13 protein-coding genes are annotated in these 19926 nt (G+C 71.5%); 11 read left to right on the top strand and 2 right to left on the bottom strand.

The features are described from left to right. Positions 1–57: 57 nt before the first annotated feature. The 5 genes from RCR19_RS11595 (at position 58) to RCR19_RS11575 (ending at position 7399) form a co-directional block, all read left to right on the top strand. Positions 58–2298: an MMPL family transporter gene (locus RCR19_RS11595; RefSeq protein ID WP_331265060.1), complete on the top strand. Its 2241-nt coding sequence runs from the start codon at positions 58–60 to the stop codon at positions 2296–2298. Further along, complete coding sequence (locus RCR19_RS11590; RefSeq protein WP_331265059.1) at positions 2276–2851, top strand: GNAT family protein; 576 nt, start codon at positions 2276–2278, stop codon at positions 2849–2851. The genes RCR19_RS11595 and RCR19_RS11590 overlap by 23 nt, the downstream gene beginning before the upstream one ends. 35 nt (positions 2852–2886) lie before the next feature. Then, complete coding sequence (locus RCR19_RS11585; protein WP_331265058.1) at positions 2887–3486, top strand: hypothetical protein; 600 nt, start codon at positions 2887–2889, stop codon at positions 3484–3486. Between the two features lie 197 nt (positions 3487–3683). Then, positions 3684–3872 (top strand): hypothetical protein, encoded by a 189-nt coding sequence (locus tag RCR19_RS11580; RefSeq protein ID WP_331265057.1) that lies wholly within the window; start codon positions 3684–3686, stop codon positions 3870–3872. 458 nt (positions 3873–4330) lie between these two features. Beyond that, entirely contained in the window at positions 4331–7399 is a 3069-nt protein-coding gene (locus tag RCR19_RS11575; protein WP_331269413.1) for an AAA family ATPase, read from the top strand. Between the two features lie 14 nt (positions 7400–7413). Here RCR19_RS11575 and RCR19_RS11570 read toward each other — a convergent pair whose 3' ends face one another. Together RCR19_RS11570 and RCR19_RS11565 are read right to left on the bottom strand one after the other, a co-directional pair. Next, positions 7414–8580 (bottom strand): PQQ-dependent sugar dehydrogenase, encoded by a 1167-nt coding sequence (locus RCR19_RS11570; protein WP_331265056.1) that lies wholly within the window; start codon positions 8578–8580, stop codon positions 7414–7416. Between the two features lie 115 nt (positions 8581–8695). Then, positions 8696–9694, bottom strand: coding sequence for an aldo/keto reductase (locus tag RCR19_RS11565; protein ID WP_331265055.1), 999 nt, complete (start codon positions 9692–9694; stop codon positions 8696–8698). 75 nt (positions 9695–9769) lie between these two features. On the opposite strand from RCR19_RS11565, the gene RCR19_RS11560 reads away from it, so the two are divergent. The 6 genes from RCR19_RS11560 (at position 9770) to serA (ending at position 19879) form a co-directional block, all read left to right on the top strand. Further along, positions 9770–10711 carry a 2-hydroxyacid dehydrogenase gene (locus RCR19_RS11560; RefSeq protein WP_331265054.1) on the top strand — a complete coding sequence of 314 codons (942 nt, stop codon included), beginning with the start codon at positions 9770–9772 and terminating at the stop codon, positions 10709–10711. Positions 10712–11275: 564 nt separating this feature from the next. Then, positions 11276–14251: an EAL domain-containing protein gene (locus tag RCR19_RS11555; RefSeq protein ID WP_331269412.1), complete on the top strand. Its 2976-nt coding sequence runs from the start codon at positions 11276–11278 to the stop codon at positions 14249–14251. 226 nt (positions 14252–14477) lie between these two features. Beyond that, entirely contained in the window at positions 14478–16343 is a 1866-nt protein-coding gene (locus RCR19_RS11550; protein WP_331265053.1) for an acetolactate synthase large subunit, read from the top strand. A gap of 18 nt (positions 16344–16361) precedes the next feature. Then, entirely contained in the window at positions 16362–16886 is a 525-nt protein-coding gene (ilvN, locus tag RCR19_RS11545; RefSeq protein ID WP_059128941.1) for an acetolactate synthase small subunit, read from the top strand. Positions 16887–17026: 140 nt separating this feature from the next. Next, positions 17027–18025: a ketol-acid reductoisomerase gene (gene ilvC / locus RCR19_RS11540; protein WP_059128940.1), complete on the top strand. Its 999-nt coding sequence runs from the start codon at positions 17027–17029 to the stop codon at positions 18023–18025. A gap of 264 nt (positions 18026–18289) precedes the next feature. After that, positions 18290–19879: a phosphoglycerate dehydrogenase gene (gene serA, locus RCR19_RS11535; RefSeq protein ID WP_059128939.1), complete on the top strand. Its 1590-nt coding sequence runs from the start codon at positions 18290–18292 to the stop codon at positions 19877–19879. Positions 19880–19926 lie beyond the last annotated feature (47 nt).

Here is a 19926-nt window from a genome sequence, read left to right as displayed (position 1 = left end):
TCATCGACGACTTTTCCCGGACAAAGATCCACGAATCACTCCCAGGGAGCACGTCCGTTGGCAGACCTCGCACGCTGGTGTGTACGCCACCGTCTCGTCACCGTTGTGCTCTGGCTGGTCGCCCTCGCCGGTGTCACCACGGCGTCCACCGTCGCGGGCACCGCGTACTCGAGTGACTACGGAATCCCCGGCACCGAGTCCCATCGCGCCGCCGGGCTGCTCGAGCGGGGCTTCCCCGGTCTCGGTGGCGACAGCGACACCGTCGTCTGGCAGACCGGTGCCGAGGGTGTGCGTGCCGCCGACGTCGAGCAGACGATGACCCGCACCCTGGACCACATCGCGGACCTCCCCGGCGTCGCCGCCGTCACCAGTCCCTACAAGGACGGCCACAGCGACCAGATCAGCCGGGACGGCCGCATGGCGTACGCCACCATCACCTTCGAGCGGTCGGCCGAGGACATCGGCAAGGGCGAGGCCAAGGCCGTGGTCGACGCGGCCGAGTCCGCCGAGACCGACGGCCTCAAGGTCGAGCTGGGCGGCAGCGCCGTCGGGGCGACCGAGGCCAAGGGCGGGCATCTCGCCGAGATCGTCGGTGTTGCCGTCGCCGCACTGGTGCTCTTCCTCGCCTTCGGATCACCGGCCGCCTCCCTGTTGCCCATCGCCACCGCCCTGACCGGGGTCGGCACCGCGTACGCGGGCATCGGACTGCTCGGGCACGCGATGACCGTCGCCGACTTCGCGCCCATGCTCGGCATGCTGATCGGGCTCGGCGTCGGCATCGACTACGCGCTGTTCATCGTGACCAGGCACCGGCGCAGCCTGAAGCGCGGTGTCCCGGCGGACGAGGCCGCGGCGGGCGCCGTCGCCACCACAGGGCGGGCCGTGGTCTTCGCGGGTGCGACCGTGTGCATCGCGCTCCTCGGCATGCTGATCCTGCGCCTCGGGTTCCTCAACGGCGTCGCGATCGCCGCCAGCCTGACCGTCCTGCTCACCGTCGCCGCCTCGGTGACCCTGCTGCCCGCGCTGCTGTCCTTCATCGGCCCGCGCGCCCTCAGCAGGCGTGAGCGGCGCAGGCTGCAGGAGCACGGGCCGGGGCCCGAGGTGGCGACCGGGCTCTCCGCCCGCTGGTCCGCGTTCGTCGAACGCCACCCGAAGAAGCTCGGCGTCGTCGCCCTGGCCGTGATGGCCCTGCTCGCGCTGCCCACGCTCTCCCTCCACCTCGGCACCTCCGACCAGGGCAACGACCCCAAGGCTTCGACCACCCGGCAGGCCTACGACCTCATGGCGGAGGGCTTCGGGCCCGGCGTCAACGGCCCGCTCACCCTGGTCACGCAGGTGCGAGGCGCCGAGGACAAGCTCGCGCTCGACAATCTGGACAGCGCCCTCGAGGCCACCCCGGGTGTCGCCTCGGTGACCCCGGCGACGTACAACAGCGGCGGCGACACGGCCTACCTCACCGTCGTACCGGACTCCGCCCCGCAGTCGCAGCAGACCAGTGAGCTGGTGAAACGGCTGCGCTCCGAGGTGCTGCCGCGTGCCGAGCAGGGCACGGACCTCGACGTGCACGTCGGCGGCATCACGGCCGTCTACGACGACTTCGCGAATGTGATCGTCGGAAAGCTGCCGCTCTTCGTGGGTGTGGTGATCGGCCTCGGCTGTGTGCTGCTCCTGCTCGCCTTCCGGTCCCTCGCCATCCCGCTGAAGGCCGCCGTGATGAACGTGGCCGCCGTCGCCGCCGCGTTCGGCGTGGTCGTCGCGATCTTCCAGTGGGGCTGGGGGAGCGAACTGCTCGGACTGGGCCGGGCCGGGCCGATCGAGCCCTTCCTCCCCGTGATCATGGTCTCGGTGCTCTTCGGGCTCTCCATGGACTACCAGGTGTTCCTGGTCAGCCGCATGTACGAGGAGTGGCTGGAGACGGGCGACAACCGGCGCGCGGTGCGGGTGGGTCTCGCCGAGACCGGCCGGGTGATCAACTCGGCGGCCGTCATCATGATCTCCGTCTTCCTGGCCTTCGTGCTCAGCGGCGACCGTGTGATCGCCATGTTCGGCATCGGGCTCGCCTCGGCCGTCGCCCTCGACGCCTTCGTACTGCGCACCCTTCTCGTCCCCGCCCTGATGCATCTGCTCGGCAGTGCCAACTGGTGGCTGCCGACCTGGCTCGAGCGCAGGCTGCCACGCCTGTGCATCGAGCCGGCTGAGTGCCGTGCGACGATTCCGGAGCAGCGCGCCGGCGAGGCCGTACCGGCGCACGTGGGGGCGAAGGAGCAGCACGAGGATGTACGCGATATCCCTGGGTGACGACGGGGCCGAACTGCGTCCGCTGGAACCGTGGCACGCCGAGGAGTTCCTGGCGCACCTGGACCGCGGGCGGGACTTCGTCACCGAGCACATCCCGTTCGGGGCGGCCGCCACGGACGTGGGCTCCGCCGGGGAGATCCTGCAGTCGTACGCCGACAAGCGTGCCGCCGACGGGGGAAGCCTGCACGGGCTGTGGCTGGAGGGGAAGCTGGTCGGGGGCGTGCTCTTCCGCGTCTTCGACGCGGCGGGCGGCACCTGCGAGGTCGGCTGCTGGCTGGAGCCCGCCGGGACCGGGCGGGGTCTGGTGACACGCGCGATGCGGGTGCTCATCGACTGGGCGATTGACGAGCGCGGCATCCAGCGTGTGGAGTGGTACGCGTCGTCCGCCAACATTCCGAGCATCAATGTGGCGCGACGGCTGGGCATGAGTCGTGACGGCGTGCTGCGGCAGAGGTTCCTCCACCGCGGAGTACGCCAGGACACCGAGGTGTGGTCGGTGCTCGCGCCCGAGTGGCGGGCGGCACGCGCGCAGGACGCCCGCGACGATCATTAAGAGACCTCTCAGACAGCGTCCGTACGGTGCGAGGCATGGGAACCAAGACAGTTGACGAGGCCGGGATCGAGACCGGCGCCGAGACGACGAACGACGAGGACAAGGTGAACGCCACCGAGGCCGGGGAAACCGCCGGCGACACGGGCGAGAAGCCCGCGAACGAGGTCGTGTCCGAGGAGACGGCCCCCCAAGAGACCGCGCCCGAGGAACTCGCGCCCGAGGAGGCCGCCTCCGAGGGGCCGTCGGGGGTGGGACAGGGCGCCGGAGCGGTGGTGTCCGCAGGCCTCGGCGTCGTCTCGCTGACCGGCAGCTGGATGGGCACCGTGGCTGCCGCCCGCGAGACGCTCGTGGGCCAGTTGCAGACCTCGTCCTCGGCGAGCGTCGCCAAGCAGATCCAGGCGGTGTACGGCGACGCCTGGCAGGCCACCGCGCTGTGGGGCGGCGTGTTCGCACTGGCCGCGCTGCTCGTGGGCGTCGTGGTCCTCGCCCGCCCCGCGTTCGGCGCGCCGGGCCGGCCGCAGGCGCCGTGGATCAAGTCGGCCGCCTGGGCGGGTGTGGCCCTGGGCGTCGTCGGCCTGCTCCTGGCCGTCCTCAAGTACACCGACGTCCTGCTCGGACTGCCGTCCGCCGGCTGAGCCGGGACGGACCCGAGGGGTCCTAGGGCCTGCGTCGCATCCTTACGCAGGCCCTGGGACCCCCTTCGTGTCTCTAAGGCCCCCGCGCACCGCGGAAGATGCGGAACCCTCCCGATGTGGCGGACCCCCCTGGGGGACGAGGGTTGAGGCCTCGCAAGGAGCGAGGTCGCCCATTGATCCGTACTGGGGGAAGAACCGTGTTCGAGTACGAACTGCAGCGCATCCGCACCGCCGAGCTGATCCGCGAGGCGGAGCGCCACCGGCTCAGCCGGGAGGCACTGCGCGGGCGCCGCGTCGCCCGCAGGGCCGCCCGGGAATCCGAAGGGGAGGGCCGGGATCACGGCCACGACCGGCATCGGTCCCGCCGTGCGCCCCGCACCGCGTGAACGCGCGGAGGGAGGGCGGCGACCTGCGTGCCGCGCTCCCCGCGGGCGGCCGCACGGGGGACGGCCGCCCGTATCCGGAGAAGCCCGCGAGGACCCGGGCGGCCGGCCCGGGCCGAGCCCCGGCGGCGGGCGGGCCGACCGCCCGGGCGCCACGGCAGAGGCCGCACCCGGCCGCGACCGGCTCCGCGGCGGCGGTTGCCGAGGGGCACACGGCGACGCCGAAGCCGGCCGACGGCGATGCCGCGTCCACCGCGGTCCCGGTGCCGGATGCGCCGACGGCCCGTACCCGGGCCGGCCTGAAGGCCGAACCGAGGGAACCAGCAGTGCGTGTACCGCCGCTCGCCTCCGTCCCGGATCCGCGGACGCGGTGCGACGCTTTACGCCTTCCGGTGCCGCGGTCCTTCGTGCCCGCCGGGCAGGCGGCGATATTCGGTGCCGGACTGTCGGACGCCCGTGTCATCCTCGGGAGCGTGGAGACCAGGTCCGTGAGCCCCGTGTTCGTCGGTCGCGTCGATGAGTTGACGGCGTTGCAGGACGCCCTCGTCCGCGCCGGCGGTTCCGGGGCGCCCGATGACGGCGGCGAGCCGCAGGCGCTGCTCGTCGGGGGCGAGGCCGGCGTCGGGAAGACCCGGCTGATCGAGGAGTTCGCGGCCGCGGCGGCGCGCGCGGGCGCCGTCGTCGCGCTCGGCGGCTGCGTCGAGATCGGTGCCGACGGGCTGCCCTTCGCCCCGTTCTCCACCGCCTTGCGGGCACTGCGCCGGCAGCTTCCCCGGGAGCTCGCCGCGGCCGCCGCCGGGCAGGAGGAGGAACTGGCCCGGCTGCTGCCGGAGTTGGGTGAGGCGCGGCGTGGCCCACGGGACGACGAGGAGGGCATGGCCCGTCTCTTCGAACTCACCGCCCGGCTGCTCGAGCGGGTCGCCGCCCGCCGTACCGTCGTCCTCGCCCTAGAGGACCTGCACTGGGCCGATGCCTCCACCCGCCATCTGCTCGCCTATCTTCTCCGCACCCTGCGCAGCGGCCGCCTGGTCGTCGTCGCCAGCTACCGCTCCGACGACATCCACCGCCGGCACCCCCTGCGCCCCCTCCTCGCCGAACTCGACCGCCTCCGTACGGTCCGCCGCATCGAGCTCGGCCGGTTCAACCGGGCGGAGGTGGAGCGCCAGATCGCCGGCATACTGGCCGCCGAACCGGACCCCGCCCAGGTCGACGACATCTTCGCCCGGTCCGACGGCAACGCCTTCTTCGTCGAGGAGCTGGCGGTGGCATGCTGCGAGGGCTGCTGCGGCACGGGCCTGACCGACTCCCTGCGCGACCTCCTCCTCGTCCGCGTCGAGAAGCTGCCGGACTCCGCGCAACGGGTCGCCCGGATCGTCGCCGAGGGAGGCTCCACGGTGGAGTACCCCCTTCTCGCGGCCGTGGCCCGGCTCACGGAGGACGATCTCATCGAGGCCCTGCGTGCCGCCGTGGGCGCCAACATCCTTCTCGCCACGCCCGACGGAGACGGCTACCGCTTCCGCCACTCGCTCGTGCGCGAGGCGGTCAGCGACGATCTGCTCCCCGGCGAGCGCTCCCGTCTCAACCGGCGTTACGCCGAGGCGCTGGAGGCCGACCCCGCACTCGTCCCGGCCGACCAGCGCGCCCCCCGGCTGGCCAGCTACTGGTACCACGCCCACGACGCGGCCAAGGCCCTGCCCGCGGTCCTCGACGCCGCCGTCGAGGCCCGCCGCCGGCACGCGCATGCCGAGCAACTGCGGCTGCTGGAGCGGGCGATGGAGCTGTGGGAGGTCGCCCCCGCCGATGTACGGGCCGCGCTGCGCCCGCTCGACCACGCCGAGGCGTATCCGGCCTGCGGCTGCGATCCGGCGACCACCCCTCTGCGATATCTCGATCTGATGGCCGAGGCGGCCGTCGCGGGCAGGCTCAGCGGAGAGCGCGAGCGGGCTCTGAAGATCACCAAGCGGGCTCTGCGCCTCATCGAGGAGGACGAGGACCCGCTGCGCGCCGCCTGGTTCTGGGTGCAGCGCTCCCGGCTGGTGCAGCACACGGCCCGCGGCGACGGCTGGAAGGAACTCACCACCGCTCAGGGGCTGGTGCGCGGACTGCCTCCGTCGGAGGTGCACGCCGAGGTGCTCGCCGCGGTCGCCGGCTGGTCGATGGAGCACATGCCCGGCCCCGAGGCGCTGTCGGCCGCCGAGCGCGCCGTGGAGTACGCGCGGATGGTGGGCGCCCGCGACATCGAGCTCAACGCCCGTCTCACCCTGGGCGGCCTCCTCGTCGAGGCGGGCGACATCGAGGCCGGGCTCGTGGAGATGCACGAGGTCAAGGAGCAGGCTGCGGCCCTCGGCAACACCTATGTGGCGGGACGCCTCCATGTGAACCTGCCGTCCTACCTGGAGAGCATCGGCCGGTCCAAGGAGGCCGTCGAGGTGCTCCGCGAGGGCCTGGACCTGACCCGGACGCTGGGTCTGACGGACTCCGAGGCCTGGGTGTGGGGCAATCTCGGGGAGTCCCTCACCTCCCTCGGCCGCTGGGACGAGGCCGCCGAGGCCGCGACGGCCTCCGAACGTGTCGGTCAGAGCGCCAAGCCCCGCGGCTTCCGCGCCACGCTCCACACGATGCTCGCGCTGGCCCGCGGCGACCTGCCCGAGGCGGAGCGCCAACTGGCCGCAGCCCGTCGGCACTTCGGCAGCCACGACACGATGGCGCAGCACGAACTGCCGCTGGTGCGGGCCGCCATCGGGATCGCCGCCGCCCAGGGCCGCCTCGACGACGCCCGCGCCGCCCTGGACGGCGCCCTGGCGACGGGTTTCCCCCCGGGCACCCAGCGCTACGCGTGGCCGCTGCTGCTCGCCTCGGCCACCGCGGAGGCCGACTCCCTGGGCCTGCCCGCGGCCGAGCCGGGCCGGGCCGGGGTCCTGGAGCGGATCCGCGACACCGCCAAGACGCTCACCACGAACGTCCCGGTGTGGCAGGCGTACGAACGATGGGTCCGCACCGAGTTGCTGCGCGCCCAGGGCTGCGGTGCGCCGCGCGACTGGTGGGAGGTCGCGACCGCCTTCGAGGCCCTGGACCGCCCGTACGACCTGGCCCGTGTCCGTCTGCGTCTCGCGGAGTCGCTGCTGGCCTCGGGCAGCGGCGAGGACGAGCGCGAGCGCGCCGCGGAGCTGTTGCGGCTGGCCGCCGCCGTGGCCGACCACCTGGGCGCCCGGCCGCTCGCGGAGTCGGTGGCGCTGCTCGGACGCCGTGCCCGGCTCACCCCGGCGTCCGCGGCGCGGCCAGCGGTGGTGGACCCCGCCGAGTCCCTGGGGCTCACCAATCGCGAGCGGGACGTGCTCCGCCTGGTCGCCGTCGGGCGCAGCAACCGCCAGATAGCCGAGGAGCTGTTCATCTCCCCGAAGACCGCCAGCGTCCACGTCTCGAACATCCTGGCGAAGCTCGGCGTCTCGGGCCGCGGCGAGGCCGCCGCGCTGGCGCACCGGCTGCGGCTGTTCCCGGCGGAGCCCGGAGACCGACTGACGGCGGGATGACCCGAGGCGCCGCTCTACGACACCTCGACCTCCAGGATCCGGTCGTCGGTCCCGGACGGGTCGCCACGGCCGTCCGTGTTGCTCGTGGTGAGCCAGAGCTTGTTGCCGCCGGCCGGGACCACCGTGCGGAGACGGCCGTAGGTGCCCTTCAGGAACGCCTGCGGCGGCGCGGACGACTGAGTGCCCTTGAGCGGGATGCGCCACAGCCGTTCTCCGCGCAGGCCCGCCATCCAGATGGAACCCTCCGCATAGGCGATGCCACTGGGGGACGCCTCGTCGGTGCGCCACTGGGCGATCGGGCCGTGGAACCGGGGATCGGTGGACTTCCCCTCGGCGATCGGCCAGCCGTAGTCGTCGCCGGGCTTGATCGCGTTCAGCTCGTCCCAGGTGTCCTGCCCGAACTCCGAGGCGAACAGCCGCTGTTTGTCGTCCCAGGCGAGCCCCTGGACGTTGCGGTGGCCGTAGGAGTAGACGACCGAGTCCCCGAAGGGGTTACCGGGCGCGGGTTCGCCCTCGGGGGTCATGCGCAGGATCTTGCCGCCGAGGGAGTCACGGTCCTGGGACAGCCCCCGGTTGCCCGACTCGCCGGTTCCGGCGTAGAGCATCCCGTCCGGGCCGAACGCGATCCGGCCGCCGTTGTGGATCGTTCCCTTCGGGATGCCCTTGAAGACCGTGTCCGGCGCCCCGAGCTGCTCACCGGAGGGCTTCTTCGTGTCGTACAGCATGCGCACGATGCGGTTGTCCGAGTCCGTGGTGAGGTACGCGTAGACCAGGTGGTCCGAGGCGTGGCCGGGGGAGAGGGCGATACCGAGCAGTCCGCCCTCGCCTGCCGCGGAGACACCTGGCACCGAGCCCAGGAGCGTCTTCTTGCCGGTCCTGTCGTCGATCCGCGTGATCGTGCCGTCGTCGCGGTCGGCGAGCAGCAGTCCGCCGCCGGACAGCGGTGCGAGGCCCCAGGGCGTCTTGAGGTTCGCCGCGACGGTGCGCACCACCCGGACCGATCCGGTCGCGGGCGGGGTGTGCTCGGCCGTCTCCCGGGAGCCGGAGGGCCCCGGTGCCGTACTGCTCGAGGAGGCGCTCCCGCCGCCCGGCGTGTCACCGCCGCCGGAGGAGCAGCCCGCCGCCAGCAGCAGCGCGGACGCGGCCAACGCGGTTGTCACAGCTCGACGTTGCACGATCACGGTCCCTTCGACGCGGTGCCCTCTTCCTTTCCTACACCGCTCGGGCCCCGGACGGTTCCATGCCGCCCCGATCGGGATCGTGGCGCTCACGCGCCGAAGGCGGGGCGATCAGGGCTCAGTCCCACGAGCCCTGGGCCGCCGGCAGGACGGCCACGTCCGAAAGGTCCTCCGCGCTCAGGCGCAGTCCCGGCGCGGCCGCGTTCTCCGTGACCCAGCGCTCCTGCTTGGCGCCCGGTACCGGCACCACGTGACGGCCCTGTGCCAGGACCCAGGCCAGCGCCACCTGGGCGGGGGTGACGTCCTCCCCGTGCCGACGGGCCACCTCCCGAAGACCGGCCACGATCGGCTGGTTCTCCGCCATCATCTCGGCCGTGAAACGCGGGTGCCGGGCACGCAGATCGTCGGGCTCGAAGCCCTCGCCGGGGGTCAGGGTGCCGGTCAGAAAGCCGTTGCCGAGCGGCATCGCGGCCAGGAAGCCGACCCCGCGCGCCGCGCACCACGGCAGCAGCGCGTTCAGGGCCTCCGGTGACCACACCGACAGTTCGGCCTCCACCGCGCTCACCGGGAAGACCTGCTGCACCCGCTCCAGTTGCCGGATCGTGTCGTCGTACAGCCGCGCCCCGGACCGCCGTCCGCCGCGTACACCCATGGCGCACAACCCCAGCGCCCGGACCTTGCCCGCGCGCACCAGCTCCGCCATGGCGCCCCAGGTCTCCTCGACGGGAACCTCGGGATCCGCGCGGTGCAGTTGGTAGAGGTCGATGACGTCCGTCTGCAACCGGCGCAGCGACGCGTCGCAGGCGCGCCTCACATAGCCGGGGCGGCCGTTGGCCACGATGTGCTGCTCGCCCACCAGCAGACCGGCCTTGGTCGACACGAAGGCCTCGGCCCGCCGCTCCTTGAGGACCCGGCCCACGAGCAGTTCATTGGTGAACGGCCCGTACATGTCCGCCGTGTCCAGCAGTGTGATCCCCAGATCCAGCGCCCGGTGCACCGTGCGTGCGGACTCGTCGCCGCGCTGCCGCGAACCGGAGTAGGCCCAGCTCATCGGCATGCATCCGAGTCCCACCGCCCCCACCTCGAGCGTCGCCGCGCCGATCGTCCTGCGCTCCACCTGGCCGTGCCCTCCCTTTCCTGGCACCCCAACCTAACGAATACGGTCCCGGACGCTTCGCATAGCCTCCTGGGCATGACTGTCGAGGTTTGGCTTCCGTTCCGCACCGACGAGATCGAGGGGCTGCCGGAGAGCCTCACGTACCGGTACTGGGACGGCGGCCCGGATTATCCCGCGGACCCGGCCGACTGCGCGTTCTACGCCGTCCCCTACATGAAGGGGAGCGAGGTCGCGGTGCGCCCGATGGCCGCGATGACGTCCGTCCGCGTCGTGCAGACGCTCTCCGCCGGCGTCGACCACGTCGAGCCGGGCCTCTCCCGACTGCCCGAGGGCGTACTGCTGTGCAACGCCCGTGGGGTGCACGACGCCAGTACCGCCGAACTCGCCCTCGCCCTGATCCTGGCGTCGCTGCGCGGGATCCCCGACTTCGTCCGGGGACAGGACGGGGAGGAGTGGCGGGCCGGCTTCCGTCCCGCCCTCGCCGACAGGTCCGTCCTCATCGTGGGTTACGGGGCGGTGGGCGCCGCCGTCGAGGACCGGCTCGTGCCGTTCGAGGTCGCGCGGGTGGCGCGCGTCGCGCGCCACGAGCGCGAGACGGCGCGCGGTCACGTGCATCCTCTCTCCCGATTGTCCGAACTTCTTCCCGAAGCCGATGTGGTGGTGATCGTCACGCCGCTCACGGAGGAGACGAAGGGCATGGTCGACGCCGGCTTCCTGGCCCGTATGAAGGACGGGGCGCTGCTGGTGAACATGGCGCGCGGACCGGTGGTCGACACCGGGGCGCTCCTGGCCGAGACGGAGACCGGCCGCCTCATGGCCGCCCTCGACGTCACGGATCCCGAACCGCTGCCGAAGGGGCACCCCCTGTGGCATGCGCCCGGCGTGCTCATCAGTCCGCATGTCGGCGGCCCCACCTCGGCGTTCTGGCCCCGCGTCAAGCGTCTCCTCGGCCTGCAGCTGAACCGCTTCGCACAAGGGGAGCCGTTGCAGAACGTAGTGTCGCGGACCGGGGCCTAGCGCCGCCGGGCGCGCGGGCACAAAGGGGTTCCGGGCCGTGAGCACGGCCCGGGCGGCGCGGGATCGGGCCTGAGCCGCGGACCGCGTACATGCCGTACGCGGTCGCACGACCGGCGCGTACATCGCTCGCCGTTCGCTCCGCGTCCGCTTCCGGCACACTCCGCAGTCCTTCGTGCGCGTTTCGTGCCCGAATCCTCGCCGATCGTCACTGAGCGTAGAGGAACTATGTCCCTGAGTGACGAGGCTGGTGTATCGTCCCGACAGGGGCAGCGCCGTGCACCGCTCGGCGCCGGGGACGGAGCTTTCAGACATGCGAGGGGGGCGACGGGCGATGCACGGCCTATGGACGAACGATCGGACGCGGCGGGGTCGCGGGCGGCGACCCTGGCGAGTCGCGACACGCAGGCGCGGCCACAGCGGTCACGGCGGCCATCACCACCACCGCAGGCACAGCGGCCGCAAGAGGCACTCCCACCCGGCGCACCGGGACCAGCGGGACCCGGCGGCGCCCCGGAGCGGGAGGGCCCGGTGAGTTCCCCCGGAGCGCTGGTGGCCCGCCGTCCGATGCCGGACGGCCGTATGCGCCTGGTTCCGCAACTCGTCCTGGCCCTGATCTGCGCGGGATACGCCGTCGGTTCCGCGGTCGGCTGGGGCTCCCGGGGCCTTGCGCTGTTCATGGGGGATTTCGGGCTGAGCGTCGCGGCAGGCACCGCGTCGGTCTCCTGTCTCGTCTACGCCCGCAGCCGCCGTGGCGTCTTCCGGCCCGCCTGGCTGCTGTTCGCGCTCTCCTCCGCCATGGCGGCGCTGGGCAACGGGGTCTGGGGCTGGTACGAGGTCGTCCTGGACCGTCCCGTCCCCTCGCCGAGCTGTGCCGATCTGTTCTTCCTCTGCTTCGCACCGCCCGCGATCGTGGGACTGCTCGTACTCGCCAAGAGGCCGGTCACCAAGGCGGGTTGGGTGTGTCTCGCGCTCGACGCGTGGCTGATCGGCGGCTCGCTGCTGACGCTGTCGTGGAGCCTCGCGCTGGCCCAGGCGGCGAAGTTCGACGGGCCGAGCGTCGCGCACACCGCGCTGTCGCTCGCCTATCCGCTGCTGGACATCGCCCTGATCAGCATGGTGGTGGCGCTCCACTTCCGGCGCTCGGCGGTGAACCGCTCCGCGGTCAACACCGCGATCGGTGGGCTCGCCCTGACCGTGATGTGCGACGCCCTGTTCACCTCGCCGCTGCTGCACGACAGCTATCACTCGGGCCAGTTGCTGGACGCCGGCTGGTTCGCCGGCTCGCTGCTGCTCGCCTACGCCCCCTGGGTCGGCGCCCGGTCCGAACACCCCGACGGCGACGGGCACGCCCGCCGTGTGCACGAACACGTACCGGAGCAGCGCCGACCGGACCGGCGAAGCGCCGACCTGCCGGGGGAGCACCCGCGCGAGCTCCCCGAGGACCGCGGCCACGGACTCCCGCCGGGTCCCGGCCACGACGGCCGCCCGCCCGTGCTCCCGCAGGACCACGACCGGTATCCGGCCACCCGCCCGATCTCCGGCTCGCTGGCCGCGCTCACGCCCTATCTCGCCGCCGCCGTCTGCACGCTGGGGATCCTCTACAACGTCCTCAACGGCCACCGTGTCGACCGGATGGTTCTCGTCACCGCCGGGGCCGTCGTCCTGGCGCTCGTCGTGCGCCAGGGCATCATGCTGCTCGACAACATCACCCTCACCCAGGAACTCGCCCAGAAGGAGAACCACTTCCGCTCCCTGGTGCAGGGTTCCAGCGACGTCATCATGATCGCCGCGCCCAACGGCATCCTCAGGTACGTCTCCCCGGCGGCCGCCGGTGTCTACGGACGGCCCGCCGAGGAACTCGTCGGGACCGAACTCGCCATGCTCATCCACCCCGAGGACCTGGGGCGTGTGGTGCACGAGGTGCGCCGGTTCCTCACCGCGGGCCACACCGAGGAGCCCACCACCCGCATCGAGTGCCGCTTCAGGTCCGGTGCCGGCGGATGGCTCAACGTGGAGTCCACGGTCAACCGCCACGAGGGCGGGCTGATCTTCAACAGCCGGGACATCACCGAGAGGGTGCGCCTGCAGGCGCAGCTGCAGCACAACGCGGAGCACGACCCGCTGACCGATCTGCCCAACCGCGCCCTGTTCACCCGGCGCGTCCAGCAGGCGCTGTCCGGGCGCCGCTCCTCCGACCGCGGCACCGCCGTCCTCTTCATCGACCTCGACGGGTTCAAGGCCGTCAACGACACCATCGGGCACCAGGCCGGGGACGAACTGCTCGTCCAGGCGGCCCGCAGACTCCATGACGCGGTCCGGCAGAGCGACACCGCCGCCCGCCTCGGCGGCGACGAGTTCGCGGCCCTCATCGTGGGCGACGGCACCCGCGACCGCTCCGCGCGCGAGCGGCACATCCTGGAACTCGCCGACCGGCTCAGGGGCACCCTCTCGCAGCCGTACGACATCGACGGCAACGATGTCCGGGTGGCCGCGTCCATCGGTGTGGCCTTCGCCGAGCCGGGTCTCGGCGCGGGCGAGCTGCTGCGCAACGCCGACCTCGCGATGTACCGCGCCAAGGCCGCGGGCAAGGGCCGCGTGGAGCTGTACGCACCGCAGATGCAGCAGGACGTGGTACGCAAGGCCGAACTGGCCACCCGGCTGCGGGCCGCGCTGCACGGCGGTGAGTTCACCCTGCTGCACCAGCCGGTGGTGTCGCTCGAGGGCGGCCGGATCACGTCGGTGAGTGCCCTGCCGCGCTGGCGCTCCTCCCAGGGTGTGCTCTTCACCCCCTGGGAGTTCCTGCGCGTCTCCGAGGACAGCGACAGAACCGCCGAGCTGGACCGCTGGGTGCTCGAGGCGGCGGTGGCGCAGGCCGCCGAGCGCGCCGCCACCGGGCACGTCGTGCCCGTGGCCGTCCGGATGAGCGCCCGCCGGCTCCTCGACCGCTCCCTGCCGCTGGGCTCCGTCGAGGCGTTGCTCACCCGGCACGGTCTGGCCTCGGGCGCCCTGATGATCGAGCTGTCCGACACCGATCCGGGGACCTGTCTGGAGGAACTGGAACGCCGGCTCGGTGCCCTGCGCAGAATCGGCGTCCGTGTCGCCCTGGACGGTTTCGGCAACGGCTACGCGACCATCACGGCACTGCGCCGGCTTCCGGTCGACGTGCTGAAACTCGACCGCAGCCTGGTGGAGGGGGTCGTCGAGTCGGCGCGGCTGCACAAGATCACCAGTGGGCTGCTGCGCATCGCAGGCGATCTGGGCCTTCAGTCGATCGCCTCCGGTGTGGATCTGCCCGAGCAGGTCGTGGCCCTGAGTGCGATGGGCTGCACCCATGGGCAGGGCATGGCGTTCGCCGGTCCGCTGGACGAATACCGGCTGCGCCGGGCGCTGGTCTCCGGCCACTACCCCGTGCCCCATGGGCCCGTCGAACCGGCCTTCGCCGGGGGCGGCGGGCGGGCGTACACCAGTGGTGTTCCTGCCGTTTTCGGAGGCGGGACGGGCCTACGCTCACATAATGAGACTCCTGTCCCACCCACTTGACAGTGGCAGCGTGCCGGGGGGAGGGTCAGTTCCATGCGCACCCGAATTCTCGTACTTGGACAGCGCGTCGGCTGAGCTGGGATCCACCGGAAATGAACCGGAGACCCCAGCGACCACACCCGGCGCGCTCCCCTCGCTTGCCTACCGGCACGAGGGGTTTTTTGTTGCACAGGCACCACTCGAACAACGTACAAACCTCGCAAAAACCCTCAGCATCGAGAAGAGAATGCCGATGACCGAGCAGGCCACCGGGGCCCCTCATCCGCAACCGCGGCCCCGATCCGGAGGACACCACTCCGCGCCCGAGCACGTGACGGGTGCGCAGTCCCTCATCCGCTCTCTCGAGGAGGTCGGCGCCGACACGGTATTCGGCATTCCCGGCGGTGCGATCCTTCCGGCGTACGACCCGCTGATGGACTCCCAGCGGGTGCGGCACGTGCTGGTGCGGCACGAGCAGGGTGCGGGCCACGCGGCCACCGGCTATGCACAGGCCACCGGCAGGGTCGGCGTCTGCATGGCGACCTCGGGCCCGGGCGCCACCAACCTGGTCACCCCGATCGCGGACGCCCACATGGACTCGGTGCCGATGGTCGCGATCACCGGCCAGGTCGCCTCCAAGGCGATCGGCACGGACGCCTTCCAGGAGGCGGACATCGTGGGCATCACGATGCCGATCACCAAGCACAACTTCCTCGTGACCAAGGCCGAGGAGATCCCCCGGACGATCGCGGAGGCCTTCCACATCGCCTCCACCGGCCGCCCGGGACCGGTCCTCGTCGACATCGCCAAGGACGCCCTCCAGGCACAGACCGTCTTCAGCTGGCCGCCCGTCATGGACCTGCCCGGCTACCGCCCGGTGACCAAGCCGCACGCCAAGCAGATCCGCGAGGCGGCCAAGCTGATCACGGCCGCGCGACGGCCCGTCCTCTACGTCGGCGGCGGCGTCCTGAAGGCGCAGGCGACCGCCGAGCTGAAGGTCCTCGCCGAACTGACCGGAGCGCCCGTCACCACCACCCTGATGGCGCTCGGCGCATTCCCCGACAGCCACCCGCTGCACGTGGGGATGCCGGGCATGCACGGTGCGGTCACCGCCGTCACCGCGCTGCAGAAGGCCGACCTGATCGTCGCCCTCGGAGCCCGCTTCGACGACCGTGTGACCGGCAAGCTGGACAGCTTCGCGCCGCACGCCAAGATCGTCCACGCCGACATCGACCCGGCCGAGATCGGCAAGAACCGCGTCGCCGACGTGCCGATCGTCGGTGACGCCCGCGAGGTCATCGCCGACCTCGTCCAGGCGGTGCAGCGGGAGCACAGCGAGGGCCACCGCGGCGACTACACCGCCTGGTGGAACGACCTCAACCGCTGGCGCGAGACCTACCCGCTCGGCTACGACCTGCCCGAGAACGGCTCGCTCTCCCCGCAGCAGGTCATCGAGCGCATCGGGCGGCTCGCGCCGGAGGGCACGATCTTCGCCGCGGGCGTCGGACAGCACCAGATGTGGGCCGCGCACTTCATCGAGTACGACAAGCCCCGCACCTGGCTGAACTCCGGCGGCGCCGGAACCATGGGCTACGCGGTCCCGGCGGCGATGGGTGCCAAGGCCGGCGCTCCGGACCGCACGGTCTGGGCGGTCGACGGCGACGGCTGCTTCCAGATGACCAACCAGGAGCTGACCACCTGCGCCCTGAACAACATCCCGATCAAGGTCGCCATCATCAACAACGGCGCCCTCGGGATGGTCCGCCAGTGGCAGACCCTGTTCTACAACCAGCGGTACTCCAACACCGTGCTGCACTCCGGCCCCGAGGGGCCGGGCGGCTCCGCCAAGCAGGCCGGCGCGGGCACCCGCGTCCCTGACTTCGTGAAGCTGGCGGAGGCCATGGGCTGCTACGCGATCCGCTGCGAGTCCCCGGAGGACCTCGACAAGGTCATCGAAGAGGCGAACTCCGTCAACGACCGTCCCGTCGTCGTGGACTTCATCGTCCACGAGGACGCGATGGTGTGGCCGATGGTCGCGGCCGGCACCTCCAACGACGAGATCATGGCCGCCCGGGACGTCCGTCCCGACTTCGGCGACAGCGAAGACGACTGAGAGAGCTGAGTGAGAACCATGTCCAAGCACACCCTCTCGGTCCTCGTCGAGAACACGCCCGGCATCCTCGCCCGGATCGCCGCCCTGTTCTCCCGCCGGGGCTTCAACATCGACTCGCTCGCGGTCGGTGTCACCGAGCACCCCGACATCTCCCGTATCACCATTGTGGTGAACGTCGAGGACCTGCCGCTCGAGCAGGTCACCAAGCAGCTCAACAAGCTGGTCAACGTTTTGAAGATCGTCGAACTGGAGCCGGCGCAGGCCGTTCAGCGGGAGCTCGTTCTGGTGAAGGTGCGTGCCGACAACGAGACGCGCTCCCAGATCGTCGAGATCGTCCAGCTGTTCCGTGCCAAGACCGTGGACGTCTCCCCCGAGGCGGTCACCATCGAGGCGACCGGCAGCAGCGACAAGCTCTCGGCCATGCTCAAGATGCTGGAACCGTACGGCATCAAGGAACTGGTCCAGTCCGGCACGATCGCGATCGGCCGCGGGGCCCGGTCGATCACGGACCGCTCCCTGCGCGCCCTCGACAGGTCCGCGTAGGACTCGGAGAGGATCCGTACGAACGGTGACGGGAGGCCGGCCGACCGTCGGCCGCCCGCATTGCGAGACCCTGAGACCTTCCCCTCGCCCGCCGTCATACGGTGGGACGCAACATCAGCATCCCAAGGAGAGAACCGAAAGTGGCCGAGCTGTTCTACGACGCTGACGCCGACCTGTCCATCATCCAGGGCCGCAAGGTCGCGGTCATCGGCTACGGCAGCCAGGGCCACGCCCACGCGCTGTCGCTGCGCGACTCCGGCGTCGACGTGCGCGTCGGTCTGCACGAGGGCTCCAGCTCCAAGGTCAAGGCCGAGGAGCAGGGGCTGCGCGTGGTGACCGTGGCGGAGGCCGCCGCCGAGGCCGACGTCATCATGATCCTGGTGCCGGACCCGATCCAGTCGCAGGTCTACGAGGAGTCCATCGCCCCGAACCTGAAGGACGGCGACGCGCTGTTCTTCGGTCACGGCTTCAACATCCGCTTCGGCTTCATCAAGCCCCCGGCGGGCGTGGACGTGTGCATGGTCGCCCCCAAGGGCCCGGGCCACCTGGTGCGCCGCCAGTACGAGGAGGGCCGCGGCGTCCCCTGCATCGTCGCGGTCGAGCAGGACGCCTCGGGCGAGGGCTTCGCGCTGGCGCTGTCGTACGCCAAGGGCATCGGCGGCACCCGGGCCGGCGTCATCAAGACGACCTTCACCGAGGAGACCGAGACCGACCTCTTCGGCGAGCAGGCCGTGCTGTGCGGTGGCACCACCGCGCTGGTCAAGGCGGGCTTCGAGACCCTGACCGAGGCGGGCTACCAGCCGGAGATCGCCTACTTCGAGTGCCTGCACGAGCTGAAGCTGATCGTCGACCTCATGTACGAGGGCGGCCTGGAGAAGATGCGCTGGTCGATCTCCGAGACCGCCGAGTGGGGCGACTACGTCACCGGTCCGCGCATCATCACCGACGCCACCAAGGCCGAGATGAAGAAGGTCCTCGCGGAGATCCAGGACGGCAGCTTCGCGAAGAACTGGATGGACGAGTACCACGGCGGTCTGAAGAAGTACAACGAGTACAAGAAGCAGGACTCCGAGCACCTGCTGGAGACCACGGGCAAGCAGCTGCGCAAGCTGATGAGCTGGGTCGACGAGGAGGCGTAAGCCTTGCGGCCGAGGGGTCGGAGCAGCCCGCTCCGGCCCCTTCGGCGAACCGGGTGACGTCCGCAGCGCGGCGTCGTCCCACCCGTCCAGCCACGGACGGGTGATCCTTTCGCAGCGCCGCGGAGCGACGCACGCCACGCCACTACACTTCTGGACAACAAGCGCGTCAGGCCCACAGCGTCGTGCGTCTTCCACGCGGCTAGCACCCCTCCACCGCCTGCGGCCGTCGGGACGGCCGTCCGCATTGGACTTGTGAGGACTCACGTGAGCTCGAAACCCGTCGTACTCATCGCTGAAGAGCTGTCGCCCGCGACCGTCGACGCCCTCGGCCCCGACTTCGAGATCCGTCACTGCAACGGCGCGGACCGCGCCGAGCTGCTGCCGGCGATCGCCGATGTCGACGCCATCCTGATCCGCTCCGCGACGAAGGTCGACGCCGAGGCCGTCGCCGCCGCCCGAAAGCTGAAGGTCGTCGCACGAGCCGGCGTCGGCCTCGACAACGTGGACGTCTCCGCCGCCACCAAGGCCGGCGTGATGGTGGTCAACGCCCCCACCTCGAACATCGTGACCGCCGCCGAGCTGGCCTGCGGTCTGATCATCTCCTCGGCCCGCAACATCCCGCAGGCGAACGCCGCTCTGAAGAACGGCGAGTGGAAGCGCAGCAAGTACACGGGCGTCGAGCTCGCCGAGAAGACCCTCGGCGTCGTCGGCCTCGGCCGGATCGGCGCGCTGGTCGCCCAGCGCATGTCCGCCTTCGGCATGAAGGTCGTTGCCTACGACCCCTTCGTCCAGCCCGCCCGGGCCGCGCAGATGGGCGTCAAGGTGGTGTCGCTGGACGAGCTGCTGGAGATCTCCGACTTCATCACCGTCCACCTGCCCAAGACGCCCGAGACGCTCGGTCTCATCGGTGACGAGGCGCTGCACAAGGTCAAGCCGACCGTCCGCATCGTCAACGCCGCGCGCGGCGGCATCGTCGACGAGGAGGCGCTGTACTCGGCGCTCAAGGAGGGCCGGGTCGCGGGCGCGGGCCTGGACGTGTACGCCAAGGAGCCGTGCACGGACTCGCCGCTGTTCGAGCTCGACCAGGTCGTCTGCACCCCGCACCTGGGCGCCTCGACCGACGAGGCGCAGGAGAAGGCCGGTATCTCGGTCGCCAAGTCGGTGCGTCTCGCGCTCGCCGGCGAGCTGGTGCCCGACGCGGTGAACGTCCAGGGCGGTGTCATCGCCGAGGACGTCAAGCCGGGTCTGCCGCTCGCCGAGCGGCTCGGCCGCATCTTCACCGCGCTCGCGGGCGAGGTCGCGGTCCGCCTCGACGTCGAGGTGTACGGCGAGATCACCCAGCACGATGTGAAGGTGCTCGAACTGTCCGCGCTCAAGGGCGTGTTCGAGGACGTCGTGGACGAGACGGTCTCGTACGTCAACGCTCCGCTGTTCGCCCAGGAGCGCGGTGTCGAGGTCCGCCTGACCACCAGCTCCGAGGCCACGGACCACCGCAACGTGGTCACCGTGCGCGGCACGCTCGCCGACGGCGAGGAGGTCTCGGTGTCCGGCACGCTGGCCGGCCCGAAGCACCACCAGAAGATCGTGGCCGTGGGCGACTACGACGTGGACCTGGCGCTCGCGGACCACATGGTGGTGCTGCGCTACTCCGACCGTCCGGGTGTGGTCGGCACGCTGGGCCGCATCCTCGGCGAGGCCGGCATCAACATCGCCGGTATGCAGGTGGCGCGTGACATCGCGGGCGGCGAGGCCCTCGCGGTCCTGACCGTCGACGACACGGTGCCGCAGAACGTGATGGCGGAGATCACCGACGAGATCGGTGCGACGTCCGCCCGCTCGGTGAACCTGGACTGACGTCCGAACACGACACAGCGGGGCCCGGCCGTGGTGAGGTGGCCGGG

The sequence above is a fragment of the Streptomyces sp. WAC07094 genome, assembly GCF_036320405.1.
Taxonomy (GTDB): domain Bacteria; phylum Actinomycetota; class Actinomycetes; order Streptomycetales; family Streptomycetaceae; genus Streptomyces; species Streptomyces lannensis.
This window is presented reverse-complemented; position numbering and strand designations above follow the sequence as displayed.

Coding starts and splice junctions, on each gene's coding strand:
- RCR19_RS11590 (WP_331265059.1), top strand. CDS start 2,276: ATGTACGCGATATCCCTGGGTGACGACGGGGCCGAACTGCGTCCGCTG.
- RCR19_RS11585 (WP_331265058.1), top strand. CDS start 2,887: ATGGGAACCAAGACAGTTGACGAGGCCGGGATCGAGACCGGCGCCGAG.
- RCR19_RS11560 (WP_331265054.1), top strand. CDS start 9,770: ATGACTGTCGAGGTTTGGCTTCCGTTCCGCACCGACGAGATCGAGGGG.
- RCR19_RS11555 (WP_331269412.1), top strand. CDS start 11,276: ATGCCGGACGGCCGTATGCGCCTGGTTCCGCAACTCGTCCTGGCCCTG.
- RCR19_RS11550 (WP_331265053.1), top strand. CDS start 14,478: ATGCCGATGACCGAGCAGGCCACCGGGGCCCCTCATCCGCAACCGCGG.
- ilvN (WP_059128941.1), top strand. CDS start 16,362: ATGTCCAAGCACACCCTCTCGGTCCTCGTCGAGAACACGCCCGGCATC.